Origin of the sequence: Achromobacter sp. Bel, from assembly GCF_012928505.1 — a bacterium.
Lineage (GTDB): Bacteria > Pseudomonadota > Gammaproteobacteria > Burkholderiales > Burkholderiaceae_B > Achromobacter.
Window position 1 is genome coordinate 105,754 of record NZ_JABBJN010000013.1, and the last position, 17,624, is coordinate 123,377.

At 65.0% G+C, this 17,624-nt stretch carries 15 protein-coding genes; 5 read left to right on the forward strand and 10 right to left on the reverse strand.

What is annotated here, in order from left to right; all coding sequences use genetic code 11:
• Positions 1-8: 8 nt before the first annotated feature.
• Positions 9-2,294 (reverse strand): ABC transporter transmembrane domain-containing protein, encoded by a 2,286-nt coding sequence (locus HG262_RS11050; RefSeq protein WP_169271056.1) that lies wholly within the window; start codon positions 2,292-2,294, stop codon positions 9-11.
• 270 nt (positions 2,295-2,564) lie between these two features.
• Between HG262_RS11050 and cphA (HG262_RS11055) the strand changes: the two genes are divergently transcribed.
• The 5 genes from cphA (HG262_RS11055) to HG262_RS11075 all read left to right on the forward strand — a co-directional run bounded on the left by cphA (HG262_RS11055) (position 2,565) and on the right by HG262_RS11075 (position 9,261).
• Positions 2,565-5,180, forward strand: coding sequence for a cyanophycin synthetase (cphA, locus tag HG262_RS11055; RefSeq protein ID WP_169271057.1), 2,616 nt, complete (start codon positions 2,565-2,567; stop codon positions 5,178-5,180).
• A gap of 14 nt (positions 5,181-5,194) precedes the next feature.
• The gene (cphA, locus tag HG262_RS11060; protein ID WP_169271058.1) at positions 5,195-7,765 is read left to right on the forward strand and encodes a cyanophycin synthetase; all 2,571 of its coding nucleotides are present in this window, start codon (positions 5,195-5,197) and stop codon (positions 7,763-7,765) included.
• 652 nt (positions 7,766-8,417) lie between these two features.
• The gene (locus HG262_RS11065) at positions 8,418-8,618 is read left to right on the forward strand and encodes a CsbD family protein (RefSeq protein ID WP_006218180.1); all 201 of its coding nucleotides are present in this window, start codon (positions 8,418-8,420) and stop codon (positions 8,616-8,618) included.
• Between the two features lie 45 nt (positions 8,619-8,663).
• Positions 8,664-8,828, forward strand: coding sequence for a DUF1328 domain-containing protein (locus HG262_RS11070; RefSeq protein ID WP_006222909.1), 165 nt, complete (start codon positions 8,664-8,666; stop codon positions 8,826-8,828).
• Between the two features lie 94 nt (positions 8,829-8,922).
• Positions 8,923-9,261 (forward strand): BON domain-containing protein, encoded by a 339-nt coding sequence (locus HG262_RS11075; RefSeq protein ID WP_169271059.1) that lies wholly within the window; start codon positions 8,923-8,925, stop codon positions 9,259-9,261.
• Between the two features lie 150 nt (positions 9,262-9,411).
• Here HG262_RS11075 and HG262_RS11080 read toward each other — a convergent pair whose 3' ends face one another.
• From HG262_RS11080 to pgeF, 9 genes are all read right to left on the reverse strand, one after another.
• Positions 9,412-10,284 carry a PhzF family phenazine biosynthesis protein gene (locus HG262_RS11080; protein WP_169271060.1) on the reverse strand — a complete coding sequence of 291 codons (873 nt, stop codon included), beginning with the start codon at positions 10,282-10,284 and terminating at the stop codon, positions 9,412-9,414.
• Between the two features lie 88 nt (positions 10,285-10,372).
• Positions 10,373-11,770, reverse strand: coding sequence for a 4Fe-4S binding protein (locus tag HG262_RS11085; RefSeq protein ID WP_169271061.1), 1,398 nt, complete (start codon positions 11,768-11,770; stop codon positions 10,373-10,375).
• Between the two features lie 39 nt (positions 11,771-11,809).
• The gene (locus tag HG262_RS11090) at positions 11,810-12,661 is read right to left on the reverse strand and encodes an FTR1 family protein (protein ID WP_169271062.1); all 852 of its coding nucleotides are present in this window, start codon (positions 12,659-12,661) and stop codon (positions 11,810-11,812) included.
• Between the two features lie 13 nt (positions 12,662-12,674).
• Positions 12,675-13,028: a cupredoxin domain-containing protein gene (locus tag HG262_RS11095; protein WP_169271063.1), complete on the reverse strand. Its 354-nt coding sequence runs from the start codon at positions 13,026-13,028 to the stop codon at positions 12,675-12,677.
• A gap of 2 nt (positions 13,029-13,030) precedes the next feature.
• A complete protein-coding gene (locus tag HG262_RS11100; protein WP_169271064.1) occupies positions 13,031-13,567 on the reverse strand; it encodes an iron transporter in 537 nt (178 codons plus the stop codon).
• Between the two features lie 242 nt (positions 13,568-13,809).
• Positions 13,810-14,379, reverse strand: a complete 570-nt coding sequence (gene phaR / locus HG262_RS11105) for a polyhydroxyalkanoate synthesis repressor PhaR (RefSeq protein WP_006222902.1) — start codon at positions 14,377-14,379, stop codon at positions 13,810-13,812.
• Positions 14,380-14,500: 121 nt separating this feature from the next.
• Positions 14,501-15,238 (reverse strand): acetoacetyl-CoA reductase, encoded by a 738-nt coding sequence (gene phbB, locus HG262_RS11110; RefSeq protein WP_169271065.1) that lies wholly within the window; start codon positions 15,236-15,238, stop codon positions 14,501-14,503.
• 76 nt (positions 15,239-15,314) lie between these two features.
• The gene (phaC, locus tag HG262_RS11115; protein WP_169271066.1) at positions 15,315-16,949 is read right to left on the reverse strand and encodes a class I poly(R)-hydroxyalkanoic acid synthase; all 1,635 of its coding nucleotides are present in this window, start codon (positions 16,947-16,949) and stop codon (positions 15,315-15,317) included.
• Between the two features lie 123 nt (positions 16,950-17,072).
• Positions 17,073-17,624 (reverse strand): peptidoglycan editing factor PgeF (pgeF, locus tag HG262_RS11120; protein ID WP_169271067.1); only part of this gene is annotated, 552 nt, incomplete at its 5' end.

Consider the following 17,624-nt stretch of genomic DNA (forward strand, 5'->3'; position numbering starts at 1 on the left):
GTTCGGCGTCAGGCCACGGCGGCCATGTCTTCGCTGCCCGACGCCTGCGCGTCGGCTTCCGCCTGGCGCGCCTGCGCCTGGTAGAGGCGATAGTAGGCGCCCTCGCGGGCCATCAGTTCTTCGTGCGGCCCCTGCTCCACGATCTGGCCGCGGTCCAGCACGACCAGGCGGTCGGCCTTGCGCAGGGTGCTCAGGCGGTGGGCGATGGCGATGGTGGTGCGGCCGCGCACCAGATTGTCCAGCGCCTTCTGGATTTCCTTCTCGGTCGTGGTGTCCACCGACGACGTCGCTTCATCCAGGATCAGGATGCGCGGGTCGATCAGCAACGCGCGGGCGATCGAGATGCGCTGGCGTTCGCCGCCCGACAGGGCCTGGCCGCGCTCGCCCACCAGCGAGTCGTACCCGTGCGGCAAGCGCAGGATGAACTCGTGCGCATGGGCGGCGCGGGCCGCGGCCACGATTTCATCGCGCGTCGCGTCGGGTTTGCCGTAGGCGATGTTCTCGGCGATGGTGCCAAAAAACAGGAACGGCTCTTGCAGTACCAGCCCGATGTTGCGGCGGTAGTCCGCCACGCGCACCGAGCGGATGTCGGCGCCGTCGACCAGAATCGCGCCTTCGGACACGTCATAGAAACGGCAGATCAGGTTGATCAGCGTGCTCTTGCCCGAACCGCTGTGGCCCACCAGGCCGATCATTTCGCCCGGCGCGATGGTCAGGTCCAGTCCGCGGATGACCTGGCGGTTGCCGTAGCGGAACCCCACGTCGCGCAATTCGATGCGCCCGTTGATCTGCGGCAGCTTGGCCGGATTCTGCGGTTCCGGCACGCTGGAGACGTGGTCCAGGATGTCGAAAATCCGCTTGGCGCCAGCCGCCGCTTTCTGCGTGACCGAGACAATGCGGCTCATCGAATCCAGGCGCATGTAGAAGCGCCCGATATACGCCAGGAACGCGGCCAGGACGCCCACGGTGATCTGCTTTTGCGAGACTTGCCAGATGCCGAAGATCCACACGACCAGCAAGCCCACTTCCGTCAGCAGCGTAACGGTGGGGGAAAACAGCGACCAGGTCGTGTTCACCCGGTCGTTGACTTCCAGGTTGCGGTTGTTGGCTTCGCGGAAACGCGCCACTTCGCGCTTTTCCTGCGCGAAAGCCTTCACCACGCGGATGCCCGGAATGGTGTCGGCCAGCACGTTGGTGATCTCGGACCAGATGCGGTCGACCTTTTCAAAGCCGTGGCGCAGGCGGTCGCGTACCGCGTGGATCATCCAGATGATGAACGGCAGCGGCACCAGCGTGACCAGCGCCAGCCATGGGTTGATCGACACCAGGATCACCGCCGTCATGACGATCATCAGGATGTCGTTGGCGAAGTCCAGCAGATGCAGCGACAGGAACACGCAGATGCGGTCGGTTTCGCTGCCGATGCGCGAGATCAGGTCACCCGTGCGCTTGCCGCCGAAATACTCCAGCGACAGCTGCTGCAAATGCTCATAGGTGGTGGTGCGCAGGTCGGCGCCGATGCGTTCGCTGACCCAGGCCAAAATGTAGGTCCGGGCCCAGCCCAACCCCCAGGCCAGAAAGGCGGACGCCAGGAGGCCGCTCAGGTAGAGGCGGACCTTGCTGTAGTCGATGGGCGCGCCGTTCTGGAACGGGATCAGCACATCGTCCATCAGCGGCATGGTCAGGTACGGCGGCACCAGGGTGGCGGCCGTGCCCAGCAGCGTCAGGATGAAACCGGCCAGCAACGGGCCGCGGTACGGGCGGGCGAAACGCCACAGGCGCAGGAGCGCCCAGGTGGTGGACGGCGCCGCCTGCTCCTGGTGGCAGGCGGGGCATTCTTCCTCGCCTGCGGGAATGACGTTATTACAGTTGGTGCAGGTCCGTTCCGCCCGTTCCTGTTCCTGATAGCCGGACAGCCGGATCGCCTGCTGCGCTTCGAACTGCGCCAACAGGCGCAACGCCGCCGGATTGCGGGCCAGCGTGAACCGCCAGACGGCCAGGCGGGCGTTATCGTCGTGCAGCTCCAGCACGGCGGCGCCGGCGTGGTCGGACAGGTTCAGCGTTAATTGGGGGCCATAGACCCAGGAATCCCAACCGTTATCGTCGGAATTGCGGGCCAACAGGCGGCGGTCGGTGGCCGCGATCAATCCGGGCTGGAACTTCAGCCGCTGATCCAGGTCTATTTCAACCCAGGCCAGCAGGCTTTCGCCCTCTGCTAACTCAGCGCGGATTTCGTCCCGCCAGCGGGCAGGAAAGGCATCGGCAAGGCCGGAAAACAGGTGTGGTTTTTTCATTGGAACGCATACCGGGCCAGGACTCTGCCCTACTAGGCGGCAACCGGTCTACCGCCCACGGCGGCAAACGTGTCCCTTCCTTACAACACAACAAGTTCACGCCTTGAAGGCGTCGTATAGTATCAGCCGATTTTTCTAATTAGGAATATCTGGGATCCCCCACTCGTTGGCATTATTCTTAAGGCGCATCCCCACAAATTCGCCAATAAATTCGCGGTCTTGCATAGGGGCGTCCGCGCGTGCCAACCTGCTTCTCAAGTAAATTAAAACATGAAAAAGAAAGACATTGAATTTCTCGATGTCGTGGCTTTGCGCGGCCCGAACATTTGGACGTATCGCCCGGTCCTTGAAGCATGGGTGGATATTGGTGAACTGGAGGATTTTCCGTCCAACACCATTCCCGGGTTTTACGAGCGCCTGTCCAGTTGGCTGCCGACCCTGATCGAGCACCGTTGCAGCCCCGGCGTGCGCGGCGGCTTCCTGGCCCGTCTGAAAGAAGGCACCTGGCCGGGCCATATTCTTGAACATGTCACCTTGGAATTGCAGAACTTGGCCGGCTTGCGCGGCGGTTTCGGCAAAGCCCGGGAGACCTCGACCCGCGGCGTCTATAAGGTCGTCGTACGCGCCTGGCAGGAACAGGTCACCCGCACCGCCCTGAACGAAGCGCGCGACCTGGTCATGGCGGCCATCGAAGACCGCCCGTTCGATGTGCCCGCCACCATCGCCCGACTGCGCAGCCTGGTGGACAAGCACTGCCTGGGCCCCAGCACGGCGTGCATCGTGGATGCCGCCGACGACCGCGACATTCCCTATATCCGCCTGTTCGAGGGCAACCTCGTACAGTTCGGCTACGGCTCGGCCCAGCGCCGGATCTGGACCGCCGAGACCGACCGCACCAGCGCCATCGCCGAGGGGATCTCGCGCGACAAGGACCTGACGAAAGAACTGCTGTCGACCTGCGGCGTGCCGGTGCCGGAAGGCCGCCTGGTGCGCAGCGAAGACGACGCCTGGGAAGCGGCCGAAGACATCGGCCTGCCCGTCGTGGTCAAGCCCTATGACGGCAACCACGGCCGCGGCGTCTTCACCAACCTGACGACCCGCGACGAAGTCGTTTCCGCCTACCGCGTCGCGGTGGATGAAGGCAGCGGCGTGATCGTCGAGCGCTTCGTGCTGGGCAACGAACACCGCCTGCTGGTGGTGGGCAACCGCATGGTGGCCGCCGCCGCCGGTGAATTGGCCTGGGTGACGGGCGACGGCAAGTCGACCATCACCGAGCTGATCGACAGCCAGATCAACACCGACCCGCGACGCGGCCGCACCGAGAACCATCCGCTGAATCCGGTACGCCTGGATTCCGCCGCCCGCCTGGAGATCGCGCGCCAGGGTTTGTCCGAAGACAGCGTGCCCGACGAAGGCCAGCGCGTGCTGGTGCAGCGCAGCGGCAACGTCGCCTTCGACGTGACCGACCGCGTGCATCCCAGCATCGCCGCCACCGTGACGCTGGCCGCCCGCGTGGTGGGCCTGGACATCGCCGGCGTCGACCTGGTGGCCGAAGATATCTCCCGGCCGCTTGCCGAGCAGCGCGGCGCCATCGTGGAAGTCAACGCCGGCCCGGGTCTGCTGATGCACCTGAAGCCGGCCGACGGCACGCCGCGCCCGGTGGGCCGCGCCATCGTCGATCATCTGTTCCCCGAAGGCGACGCCGGCCGCATCCCCATCGTGGGCGTCACCGGCACCAACGGCAAGACCGTGGTCGCGCGCCTGGTGGCCCGCCTGCTGCACCTGTCGGGCAAGCGCACCGGCCTGGCCTGCAGCGAAGGGCTCTACCTGGACCGCCGCCTGGTGCAAAAGGGCGACCGCGCCGACTTCGCGTCGGGCACCCGCCTGCTGATGAACCGCAACGTGGACGCCGCCGTCATCGAAAACGACAGCGGCGTCATCCTCGGCCAAGGGCTGGCGTATGACCGCTGCCAGGTGGGCGTGGTCACCAACATCGACGACGCCGACCATCTGGGCGACTTCGACATCAACGAAACGGAGCGCATGTTCAATGTGTTTCGCACGCAGGTCGACGTGGTCCTGCCCACCGGCGCCGCTGTGCTCAACGCGCGCGATCCGCGCGTGGTGGAAATGGCCGAGCTCTGCGACGGCGCCGTGATCTTCTTCGGCATCGACCCCGCCCTGCCCGCCATCACCGCCCATCTACAGCAGGACGGCCGTGCGGTGTTCGTGCGCGACGGCAGCATCATCCTGGCGCAGGGCGCTCGCGAAGAACGGCTGGCCGACGTGGCCGCGATCCCGTTGACGCATGGCGGCCGCGTGGCCTTCCAGGTTGAAAACGTGCTGGCCGCGGTGGGCTCCGCGTGGGCGCTGGACATCCCCGTGGAACTGATCCGCGCCGGCATCGAGACCTTCGACATCGACCAGGCCGACGCGCCGTGGCAATTCACGCTGTTCGAACGCAACGGCGGCACGGTGGTGGTGGACGACGTGCACAACGCCTCGGCGCTGCGCCCTCTGATCGCCGCCATCGACCAGTTCCCGTCGGCGACCCGCGCCGTGGTCTATTCCGCCGGCGCCGACCGCCGCGACGCGGACCTGATCGAACAAGGCCGCTTGCTGGGCGACGCCTTCGACCGCGTCGTGCTCTACGACGACAAGACGGTCAACAGCAAGCGCCCCGAGGGCCAGGCGCGCGCGCTGCTGCGCCAGGGCCTGTCGCAAGGCAGCCGCGTGAAAGACATCCAGGATGAGCCCGACCATGGCAAGGCCATCGAGAGCGTGCTGCACGGCATCGCGGCGGGCGACTTCGCCCTGCTGCAATCCGACGAAGCATTCTCCGGCCCCACCATCGATCTGGTCCGCCGCTGGATTCAACAATACTGACAGGAATACCTGCCATGGAAGTTTCCCGTATCCGAGCCCTGCGTGGCCCCAATCTGTGGAGCAAGAACACCGCGATCGAGGCCATCGTTTCCTGCGCCGACGCCGAGTGTTCCATCGACAACCTGCCCGAGTTCGAAGCCCGCCTGCGCGCGCGGCTGCCGCAGATCGGCCTGATGCGCCCCGAGGGCCATCAAGACGCCGTGTCGATCGCCCACGTCTTGCAGATCGTCGCACTGACGATGCAGGCGCACGCCGGCTGCCCCGTGACCTTCGGCCGCACCTCGTCCACGATTGAACCCGGCGTGTTCCAGGTGGTGGTCGAATACAGCGAAGAGGAAGTCGGCAAGCTGGCGATGGAACTGGCGCAAGCGCTGGTCCGCGCCGCGCTGGACGACACGCCGTTCGACTTCGCCGATGCGCTCAAGCGCCTGCGGGAACTGGACGAAGACGTGCGCCTGGGGCCCAGCACCGGCGCCATCGTGAACGCCGCCGTCGCCCGCAACATCCCCTACCGCCGCCTGACTCAGGGCAGCATGGTGCAGTTCGGCTGGGGTAGCAAGCAGCGCCGCATCCAGGCCGCCGAAACGGACCTGACCAGCGCCATCTCCGAATCGATCGCGCAGGACAAGGACCTGACCAAGATGCTGCTGGACGCCGCCGGCGTGCCAGTGCCGATGGGCCGTTCGGTGACCACGGCGGAAGAAGCCTGGGAAGCGGCGCAAGAGCTGGGCGGCCCCGTCGTCGTCAAGCCCCGCGACGGCAGCCAGGGACGCGGCGTGGCCGTGAACATCGAAACACGCGAACGCGTCATCCAGGCCTTTGAAGTGGCCGAAGAAGTCAGCTCGGAAGTCATTGTCGAGCGCTACATCCCGGGCCACGATTTCCGCCTGCTGGTGGTGGGCGGCGCGCTCGTCGCGGCGTCTCGCCGCGATCCTCCCCAGGTTACGGGCGACGGGCAGCAAACCATCCGCCAACTGGTGGACCAGGTCAACGCCGACCCCTTGCGCGGCGATGGGCACGCCACTTCGCTGACCAAGATCCGCTTTGACGACATCGCGCTGGCCACCTTGAAAAAGCAGGGCTTCGCCGCCGATTCCGTGCCGCCCCCGGGCACGCTGATCTTCCTGCGCAACAACGCCAACCTCAGCACCGGCGGCTCGGCCACCGACGTGACCGACGAGGTGCACCCCGAAATGGCGGCGCGCGCCGTGTCCGCGGCCCGCATGATCGGCCTGGACATCTGCGGCGTGGACGTCGTCGCCGAAAGCGTGCACTACCCGCTGGAAGACCAGCACGGCGGCGTGGTCGAAGTGAACGCCGCGCCCGGCCTCCGCATGCACCTGACCCCCTCGTTCGGCAAGGGCCGCGCGGTGGGCGAGGCCATCATCGCCAACATGTACGCGGACGGCGACGATGGCCGCATCCCGGTCGTGGCCGTAGCCGGCACCAACGGCAAGACGACGACAGTGCGCCTGACCGCCCATCTGCTGGGCGCGGCCGGCAACCGCGTCGGCATGACAAATTCCGACGGCGTCTACGTGGACAACCTGCGCATCGACACCGGCGACTGCAGCGGCCCGCGCAGCGCACGCAGCGTGCTCATGCACCCCGATGTGGACGCCGCGGTGTTCGAGACGGCGCGGGGCGGCATCCTGCGCGAAGGCCTGGCGTTCGACCGCTGCAACGTGGCCATCGTCACCAACATCGGCATGGGCGACCATCTGGGCCTGGGCTACATCAGCACGGTGGAAGACCTGGCCGTGGTCAAGCGCGTGATCGTGCAGCACGTGCATCCGTCGGGCACCGCGGTGCTGAACGCCGCCGACCCCATCGTGGCCGAAATGGCCGCAAGCTGCCCGGGTTCGATCACCTACTTTGCCGAAGACCGCAACCATCCTGTCCTGGCCACCCATCGCGCGCAGGGCCTGCGCTCGGTCTACCGCGACGGCGATGCGATCGTCGCGGCGCAAGGCGCGGAAGAAGTCCGCCTGCCACTGGCCGGCATCCCGCTCACGCGCAACGGCACGATCACGTTCCAGGTCGAAAACGCCATGGCTTCGATCGCTGCCGCCTGGGCGCTGAACCTGGACTGGGACACCATCCGCCGCGGCCTGGCCACCTTCGTGAACGATGCCCAGACGGCGCCCGGACGCTTCAACGTGTTCGACCACCGCGGCGCGACGGTGATCGCCGATTACGGCCACAATCCGGACGCGATCCTGGCGCTGGTGCGTGCCGTGGACGCCATGCCCGCCAAGCGCCGTTCGGTCGTCATCAGCGGGGCGGGCGACCGCCGCGATGAAGACATCCGCATGCAGACCGAAATCCTGGGCGCCGCGTTCGACGACGTGCTGCTGTATCAGGACCAATGCCAACGCGGCCGCGCCGACGGTGAAGTGTTGGCGCTGCTGCAGGAAGGCCTGGTCGGCGCGCCGCGCACGACGCACATCGAAGAGATCCACGGCGAATTCCTGGCGATCGACACGGCGCTCGGCCGCCTGGCGCCCGGCGACCTGTGCCTGATCCTGGTCGATCAGGTGGAAGAGGCCCTGGATCACATCGCCCGCCGCATCGCCGAGGGTTGATTCCCCGATGGTCCAAGGCCGTTGCGGCACAGCAAACGGGGCGCTCTGGCGCCCCGTTTGCTGTGCCGCTTACCTGTCGACTGAACGGCACGTGATGGTTTTCGCGGTGCCGTCGTTTCCGCTGCGCGACCGCCGCGGCCGTCGTTCCCTGCCCCGCCATCTCAGCCGTGGGAGGCCTCGACAGGCGCCGTGGCCTGATAGCGGTCCGTCACGTGGGTGCACCCCATGGCCGCCATGGCGGCGAGCGTCAACAAGATAGCGCTGCAAAGTCGTTGCGTCATGCGTGCCCCTCTCCCTTTCCCTGTCATGAACCGCTCGGCGGGTTCCACCGCGACTATACCGGGGCTCGTCCACGGCAGCCAGCGCAGCCGCGCCGTGACTTCGCCGCACCTCCCGTTACCAGCCCCGATCAAAAGGGGACAAAACATTGCGGAAATGTAACTCCCGCTTCTGGTGCTCCTGATAGCCCGGCCCGACGGAGAACCGCGCAGATATCGCACTTTGCGCCGTTACATTTACCCACAGCCAGGTTTGACAGGCCTCCCGGCCGGCTCGTACGGTAGGGGCTAGCTGATCAGTGTCCAACTCAACCGCGATTGCAGGACTTATAGGCCATAAGCCTTGTGTCGCACGCAGACAGAGAGAGGTCACCATGAATAACGACATCATCGCCGGCAAGTGGAAGCAACTGACCGGCAAGGCCAAAGCGGCCTGGGGTGAACTCACCGACGACGAGTTGACCCGTACCGAAGGCAACGCCGAACGGCTGGCTGGCCTGATCCAGGAGCGTTACGGCAAGACGAAGGATGAAGCGCAAAAGGAAGTCCGGGATTTCTTCGACCGCAATCCCTGAACGCCCCCACCGCCTTGATCGGTCGAAACCACTGGAGAAGCTGACATGTTGCACTACGCCGTTGTTTTCTTCGTCATCGCGATCATCGCGGCGGTTCTCGGCTTCGGCGGCATTGCCGCCGGCGCTGCGGGTATCGCCAAGGTCCTGTTCTTCGTATTCCTGGTGCTGGCGCTCTTGTCCATCTTGAGCGGCGCCCTCCGGAAAAAATAGGACACGTTGATAGAACGCGTACCCCCGAAGATTTCTGCAAGTCCGCGTCGTCCTCGGACGACGCGCCGAACACTACGTTTTAAGGAGCACAACTATGGAAATTCGTAAGCTGATCGCCGCCGCCGCACTGGGAACGGGCGCTGTCTTCACTTCCATGGCTTTTGCGGCTGATGACGGCAAGCCCAAGCAGTCCGTGGGCGAATACGCCTCCGATGCGACCGTGACCACCAAGGTCAAGGCCGCCTTCGTCGCCGACAAGCAACTGAGCGCCCTGGACATCGCCGTGGAAACCAATAATGGCGTCGCCACGCTGACCGGCACGGTGGGCACCTCCGCTGAAGCCGATCACGCCGCCACCGTGACGCGCGGCGTGGAAGGCGTCAAGCAGGTCATGAACAACATCAAGGTCGACCCGGCCAAGAACAAGAAGTAACGCGGATACCGTTTCCGACTGAGGCCTAGAGAGCCCTGCGGCGCCTGTGACTGACACAGGCGCCGCTTTCGTTTGAGCGTCCGATCTTGCCGTGCACGCGTTCGGAGGCACCGGATCAATGCATCGGTTCTGGATCCTCCGCGCAGGCCCTCAAATGCTGATCGAACCCCGGCCGATCTGCAGCGCCCGGCCGCCCACCTGGATGCGGCCATCGGCCAGCACATCCAGCAGCAACCGGCAGGGCCGGCCCATCTGATCACCCTGCTCGACCAGAATGCTGGCGGGCAACGCATGCTTGTTGTGGATCAGCCAGCCGCCCAGGTTGGCGCATGCCGACCCCGTACCCGCATCCTCATCCACGCCGCCCCCCGCCTTGGCGAAGAAATAGCGGGCGACCACCACCTGGCGCGCATCCTGCACACGGCCCTCGTCGAAGGCGAACACGTACAGCGTCTTGCGGCCCAGGCTGCTGGTCTGCCAGCGGTGCAGCTTCGAGGCGTCCGGCGCCGCACGGCGCACGGCCTCGACGCTGGCCAGCGGCACCAACAATTGGTCCGCGCCGGTATCCACCCAGATCGGATCGCCCAGCAGGTCATCGGCGCCCAGGCCGAGCAGGCCTGCGATGTCGGCACGGTCCAGCTCCGGGGGCGCCGTGCGCACGCCGTCGGGGCATGGCGCGGTAAAAGTCCAAGCATCGCCCCGGGCCTCGACCGGCACCACGCCCGCCTTGAACTCCAGCGTCAGCGCATCGCCGGTCTGGCGCAGGTCGCGCACCACTTGCGAGGTGCCGATGGTGGGATGCCCGGCGAACTTCATTTCGTAGCCAGGCGTGAAAATGCGCACGCGCGCATCCGCACGGTCGGACGGCAGAATGAAGGTGGTTTCGGAAAGATTGAATTGCGCCGCCAGGTTCAGCATGGTGGCGTCGTCCATGCCACGCGCGTCTTCAAACACGCAAAGCTGGTTGCCGCTGAAGGTGGAGGACGCGAAAACGTTAAGCAGGCGAAACGCGTAGGAAGTCATCGAAAGGCGTGTAGTGGAAGACCGCCGGCCAATCCGGCAAGGCCTTCCAATGTATCGCAGCGCCCCGCGTCAGACCATCAAGCAGTGCTTACCAGATGGCAAAGAAAAGCACCCAGGCCATGCAGAACGGCGCCAGGCCGGCCGCCAGCACGAGCCACGCGGCGGCCTTGCGCCCTTTGCTGACCTGACGCTGCGCCAGCAGGCGCGCGAAGAGACGCAAGGTCCACAACACGGCCAGGGTCAGCAACGTGAAACGCACCGGGCCGGCCCAGGCGGCTTGTACGCCCTCGTGCTTGAGCAGGTTGACCGTGGTGGCGGACAAGCCCAGGAACACGCCGATGCCGGCCGCCGGGATCAGGGCCTGCGCCAGCTTGTGCACGCCGGGACGGATCCAGCGCGTGGCGCGCGCATCCGGCAGGCTCATGGCGGGCGCCAGGCGATCGGCGATCCACAGCGACAGGAAGCTTGCCCCGCCGACGATGACCGTCGCGCCGACGACAAACAGCAGGATGCCCGCGCCGTCCAGCCACGAGAAGCTGTCGTTCACGTCCGGATAGTGCGTCAGGATGAACCAGGGCGCGTTGTCCATCAGCGGCCACATGATGTCGTGCTCTACCAGCCAGGTGGCGGCCCATTGCTTGGCCGTCACATACCAGGGGCTGGCGCTCCACAGGAACGCGCCGATCGCGATGCCCATCAGCCCGAAGCACAGCAACGCGGTCTGCCACGCGTCGCCGTCCGCGACATGCACGATCTCTTCTTCGGGCGAACGCGGGGTCAATTCGATCGCGCCCCGATAGCCGCTGCAACGCCCGCACACGTGGCAATCGCCCGCGCCCTTCATATGGCGAAGAGGCACCAGCGGCGCACAGTTGATGGGTTCGATCCGAATGACAGGATGGCGCCACTTCTCTTCATCGACCTTGAAGTGCCAAGGCGCCAGCTTGGCCAGCAGGTTGAACACGCCGTTGACGGGGCACAGGTACTTGCACCACACCCGCTTGCTGCGGCCATAGCGCCAGCCGACGATCATGGCCGCCACGGTAGAGCCGCCCAGCACGGCCAGCACCGCCAGCGGATACTGGTAGACGCTGACCAATTGGCCGTAGACCGTCGTCAGCGCGAAGGCCACGAACGGCCAGCCGCCCCAGCGCATCCATTTGGGGATCGCGCGGCCCTGCCCCCGTTCACTGGCCCATTCGGTCAGCATCCCTTCGGGGCAGAGCCAGCCGCACCAGGCGCGGCCCAGGATCGGCATCGAGATCAACACGAACGGCCACCAGACGCCCCAGAAGGCGAACTGCGCGACGATCGTCAGGTTATTGAAGACCGATGCCGTGTTGTCCGGCAAAGGCAGGATCGCGGGCACGATCAAAAGAAACGCGTACATCGCGACAATGCCCCACTGCAGCTTGCGCAACAGCGGGGCATGGTCACGGAGGAAATCGGCGATCCGGGAGGTCACCCTCCCGAGCACAGCAGCCATGTTCAAACCTTCATTGTTCAGTCCGGCATCACGTCGGAATCAGGTTGCGCTCCGGGCGGTGACCGGCGCGCGGGCGGATTTATTGCCCACCCAGCGCAGCAGCGCCCAGACCACGATCCAGTAAGCCACCCACAGCAAGACCGAGATCAGTGCCGGCAAGGCGCGGTAGCCGGCGAAATCCGCCAGGACTTTGCCGATCCCGGTGCTGTCGCTCAAGAGCCACGAGCTGTCCCAGACCGGATCGACGATCGTCGGGAGCACGTCCAGCGAAATCAGGTGGTCCAGGCCGCCGACCAGCAGCGAACCCGCCAGCAACAGCAGCAGGATTTCAGTCACACGGAAGAAGCGGCGCCATGTAATCAATTTGCCGCCCAGTTGCAGCAGCCAGAACGTCAGCAAGGCCACCGCGAAGCCCGCCACGCCGGCCAGCGCCAGCTTCAGCATGTCGCTGCCGCCTTCGCCCGCCGACACGGTGCCGTACAGGAACACCACGGTTTCGCTGCCTTCACGCGCCACGGCGATGGCCACCAGCACGAACAGGCCCCACCAGTTGTCGTTGGCCACCGAACTGCGCGCCCCGCTTTCCAATTCGCCTTTCAGCGTGCGGCCGTGCTTCTTCATCCATACAACCATCTGCACGACGAGCGCGCACGCCGCCAGCGACATGATGGCCTGGAACCATTCCTGGCCCTCGTCGCTCAACCAGGACGACACGCCCAGCAGCACCAGCGCCAGCGCCACGGCCAGGGCCAGGCCGGCCGCCACGCCGCCCCACAGGTAGTTCAGCCCGCGCTTGCCTTCCGGCGTGGAGCGCAGCCAGGTGTACAAGATGCCCACCACCAGCATGGCTTCGACGCTTTCACGCCAGACGATAAAGAGGACCTGTTCCATGTGTTGCTACCGCTTATTCCTTGGGCTTGACGACCAGGGTACCTTTCACGCTCTGGTGAAAGTCATCAAAGAAGGGATACTCGCCGGGACGGGAAATGGTGATTACCACGAAGGATTTCACCCCCGGGCCCAGCACTTTTTCCTTGCGCAGCGGAATGCTCTCGAATTCCACCGGCTCGTTGCTCTCGTTGATGAGCTCGATCTTGAAACGGCCGGCGGGCACTTCAAGCGTCGCCGGCTCGAACGTGCCGTCCGGCTTGAACCGCAGCGTGAACGTCGGCAGTTCGTCCGCCTGCGCGGGCGCCATGCCGGCGAATGCGGCCAGGCCGATCAGCACGGCGGCGACGGCGCGATGCAGGCGGCGCACGATCAATATCCGCCCTTCTTGCCGGTGCCGGCGTAGACGAATTCATACTCCAGCTCGAACGGCTCGAACCACGGGCCCACGCCCGTTTCCTTGTCGACGTGGCGGCCGAAGTGGGCCATCTTGTTTTCGGACGGCGGCAGGATCGAGTACTTCAGCTTGTACTTGCCCGGGCCTTCCAGCTTGACGTTGTCGCCATAGTGCGGACCGTCGTTGGCGACCATGGGCATAAAGGTGCCCTTCTGCACGTTCTGGCTGCCGACCTTCTGGATCTCGAAGTTCACGACCAGGTAGGGCACCCATTCACCTTCGGGGAACCCCGTCTTGTTGCCGGCGGTGGCGTGGATGTCGGCCTCAAGGTGCACGTCGGAATCCTTGGCGGGACGCATCATCCCGGGCGGGTCCATTTCGATCGGCTGCAGATAGACCGCGCCAATTTCCATGCCGCCCTTCTCAACCGGCTTGCCGATGGGGTATTCGGCCGCTTGCGCGGCGGACACGCTCAGAGCGACGATGGCCAGCGCCAAGGCATTCTTGATCATGTGCATAATCCTTGAGACACAAATGAATGGCGGTTCCGAGAAACTAAACAAGAACCGTTTTCATTAATGTAACCAAAAAAACTGACATATCCCTGAACCCAGAGGGCGAAAAAGGGGCGGATTATTGCGTTCAGTCAAAGGGCGGCGGGACCTGGCCGGGCAACAAAAAAGCCGGAGAGGCTAGCGCCCTACCGGCTTCTGGATCAACGGGAAAAGGCCTCGGCCCGCCCGCTTGCGGCGACTTACTTGCGGCCCGAGCCCGGCGGCGTGCTGCCGGGCGTGAACGGGAACGTCGAGAACATCGCACGCGTCTGGTCCTGCATCTGGTCCTGCATCTGCACGAACAGGTTCTTGCTCTGGTCGATGTAGTTGTTCATCATGTTCTGCAGCATGGGGGTCTGCACGTTCATGAACTGGGTCCAGGCTTCGGGCCCGAACTGGCTGCCGTACAGGCCCTTGGACTGCTCGGCCATGCGCGTCTGGATTTCCATGAAGGCCTGGATGTTCTTCTCAAGGTAGGACCCCATGATGCCCTGCATGGCGTGGCCGTAGAAACGGATGATCTGCGACAGCATGTTCGACGAGAACATGGGCATGCCGCCGCTTTCCTCTTCCAGGATGATCTGCAAAAGGATGCTGCGCGTCAGGTCTTCGCCGCTCTTGGCGTCGACCACCTGGAATTCTTCGTTGGCCAGGACCAGTTGCTTGACATCTGCCAGAGTGATGTAGGTGCTGGTCCGGGTGTCGTATAGGCGACGGTTGGGATATTTTTTAATCAGGCGCAGGCTGGCGCCGGTTTGTGCTTGCGTCATGTGTGTCCCCGGATCGGGCGATCTCTAAGACTTCGGATAAGGTGGAGTGTAATGCCGGAAGGCCCTCTCCCCGAGGCCTTCCGGCGCCTGGAGCCGCGCGATGGCGGCCCGCTGCCCAACATTAGCCCATGTGCAGGCCGCCGTTGAGCGAGAAATCCGCGCCGGTCGAAAAGCCGGATTCATCCGAGGCCAGCCACGAGGTCATGGACGCGATCTCCTCGGGCGTGCCCAGGCGGCGAACCGGGATAGTCGCCACGATCTTTTCAAGCACTTCGGGACGGATGGCGCGAACCATGTCCGTACCGATGTAGCCCGGCGAAATCGTGTTGACCGTGACGCCCTTGCTGGCAACTTCCTGAGCCAGCGCCATCGTGAAGCCGTGGATGCCCGCCTTCGCCGTGGAGTAGTTCGTCTGGCCGAACTGGCCCTTCTGCCCGTTCACCGAGCTGATGTTGACGATACGGCCCCATTGGCGCTCAACCATGCCTTCGATGACCTGTTTGGTCACATTGAACAGGCTGTTCAGGTTGGTGTCGATCACTGCGCGCCAATCATCCGCGGTCATTTTGCGGAACAGGCCGTCGCGCGTGATGCCCGCGTTGTTGACCAGCACATCGACCGGCCCCAGGTCGGCCGTGACCCGCTCAAAAGCCGCTACCGTCGAATCCCAATCCGACACGTTGCCCACCGACGCGTAGAAGGTGTAGCCCTGCGCTGCCTGCTCATCCAGCCATTGCTGGTAATTGCGGCTTGGGCCGCAACCTGCCACGACGCGAAAGCCATCCTTGGCCAAGCGTTGGCAAATAGAGGTGCCGATACCGCCCATCCCGCCTGTTACGTAAGCCAGTTTTCCGCTCATTGGACTTCCTCCTGTGTGCGACGGACGCCTCGTTGATTAACTTCTTATTGGCCTGGGCCAACCGCGCATGGCGGCTTCAGGCAGCCCTGACCTTCACATACCTGCCAGGCGCCGGCTCGATCGGCCGGTACTTGGCATTGCCTAATTTCGTACGCGCCTTGACCTGCTTGCCCGAATGCCCCGACAGCCATTGCGTCCAGTCGGGCCACCAGCTGCCGGCGTTTTCGGCCGCTTGCGCGAACCAGGCGTTGGGGTCGCCGGGCATGTCATGGCCGTGCCCCAGCTTGTCCGCGACCCAATAACTGCGGCGCTTCTTGGCGGGCGGATTCACCACGCCGGCGATGTGGCCCGAGGCCCCCAGCACGAAGCGTTGCGGCCCCCGCAGCACTTGCGTGGAAGCATACGCCGACACCCAGGGCACGATATGGTCTTCGCGCGAACCAAATATATACGCCGGCATCGTCAGGCGCGTCAGGTCCAGCGGCAGGCCCGCGGCTTGCGCGCGGCCCGGCACTTTCAGATTGTTCTCAAGGTAGGTATTGCGGAAGTACCAGGAGAAGAACGGCCCCGGCAGATTGGTGCTGTCGCCATTCCAGAACAGCAGATCGAACGCAGGCGGCTTCTGGCCCTTCAGGTAGTTGCCCACCACATAGTTCCAGACCAGCTCGTTGGGCCGCAGAAAAGAGAACGTGGTGGCCAGGTCGCGCCCGGGCATCAGCCCGCCGTTGCCCAACTGGTGGTCGCGCAGCAGCGCGTGCGCTTCGTCGACGAAGACTTTCAGGATACCGGTATCGTGGAAGTCCAGCAGCGAGGTCAGCAGCGTCAGCGACGCCACGGGCTGTTCGCCGCGAGCCTCGGCCAACGCCAGCGCGGACGCCAGCATCGTACCGCCCACGCAGAACCCAAGGGCGTTGACCTTGGGTTGCTTGGTGATGTCGCTGGCCACGCGCAGCGCCTGCAGCACCGCGTCGTCAAGGTAGTCGGACCAGGTCGCGCGGTCCACGCCATCGGTATCGCTGGCGATGGGATTGCGCCACGAAACCAGGAACACCGTATAGCCCTGTTCGACCGCATAGCGCACGAAGGAATTTTCGGGCTGCAGGTCCAGGATGTAGAACTTGTTGATGTTCGGCGGCACGATCACCAGCGGCAATTCATGCACGGTGGCCGTCGACGGCGCGTACTGGATCAGTTGGAACAGCCTGTTCTCGAACACCACTTCGCCAGGCGTCACCGCCACGTTGCGGCCGATCTCGAACTGCGATTCGTCGGTCTGGGTGATGCGGCCTTTCTTGACGTCGCCCAGCAGGTTGGCCAGCCCTTCATTCAAGGCGCGTCCGGCGCTTTCCACGATGGATTGCTGGGCGTCCGGATTCAGCGCCAGGAAGTTCGACGGAGACAACGCGTCGACCCACTGCATGATGGAAAAACGCAGCCGCTCGCGCATGGGTTCGCTGACCTGGGCCGCGTCGACCATGCGTTGCATGGCGCGGGCCGACAGCAAATAGGTGTGCGCCAGCAGCAGATGCGACCCGTTGGCAGCCCAGGCGTCGCCTGCGAAGCGGCGGTCGGCCAGGGGCGCAAGCGCGCCGCGTCGGGCATCGTCACAAAGGCGCTGCCACTCGCGAGCGAATTCGGCCTGAATGTCGGCCAGGATTTCCGGTGCCACGCTCACCGGTATGGGCCCTGCGGCGGAGAGATTGGCATTCACTTCGACACCTTGTTATCGAGACTTCTCGATTGATGTTGCATTCCGGGTCCTGGACTGTCAATGCGGGTATACAAGGAGGCCGCCGGGGCGGGTGGCAAGCCCTCGCGCCACCCTTGCGCTAGATCAATCCGGGTCCAGCCAGGCCAGCAGCGCCATGCGTCCGGTTTCGCCATCGCGCCGGTATGAAAAGAAGCGTTCCGATTCGGACACGGTGCACATCCGGCTCAAGGACACCTCTTGTACCCCGGCGCGGCGCAGGCGGAAATCGGCCAGTCCGGCGAGGTCGGCCAGCCACTTGCCCGAGACCCCCGGGCGCGGCGTGAAGTAGCGCGCGGTGGCGGGATCGTCTTGCGTGAAGGCGTCAAGCACGTCTTGCCCCACTTCGAAAACCTGCGGACCGATGCCCGGGCCCACCCAGGCGCGCCAGCCGGTGGCCGCCGGCGCCTTGGCGCGCATGGCCGCCAGCGTATGTTCCAGCACGCCACCCGACAGGCCGCGCCAGCCGGCATGCGCCGCGCCCAGCACCTGGCCGTCGGCGTCGGTGATGACGACCGGCAGGCAGTCCGCCACCATCACGGCGAGCACGCGGCCCGGTTGCGACGTGACGCTGGCATCCACCGCGGGTTCGTCCAGCACGCCCTGCGCATCGGCGTCCACGACGTCGCTGCCATGCAC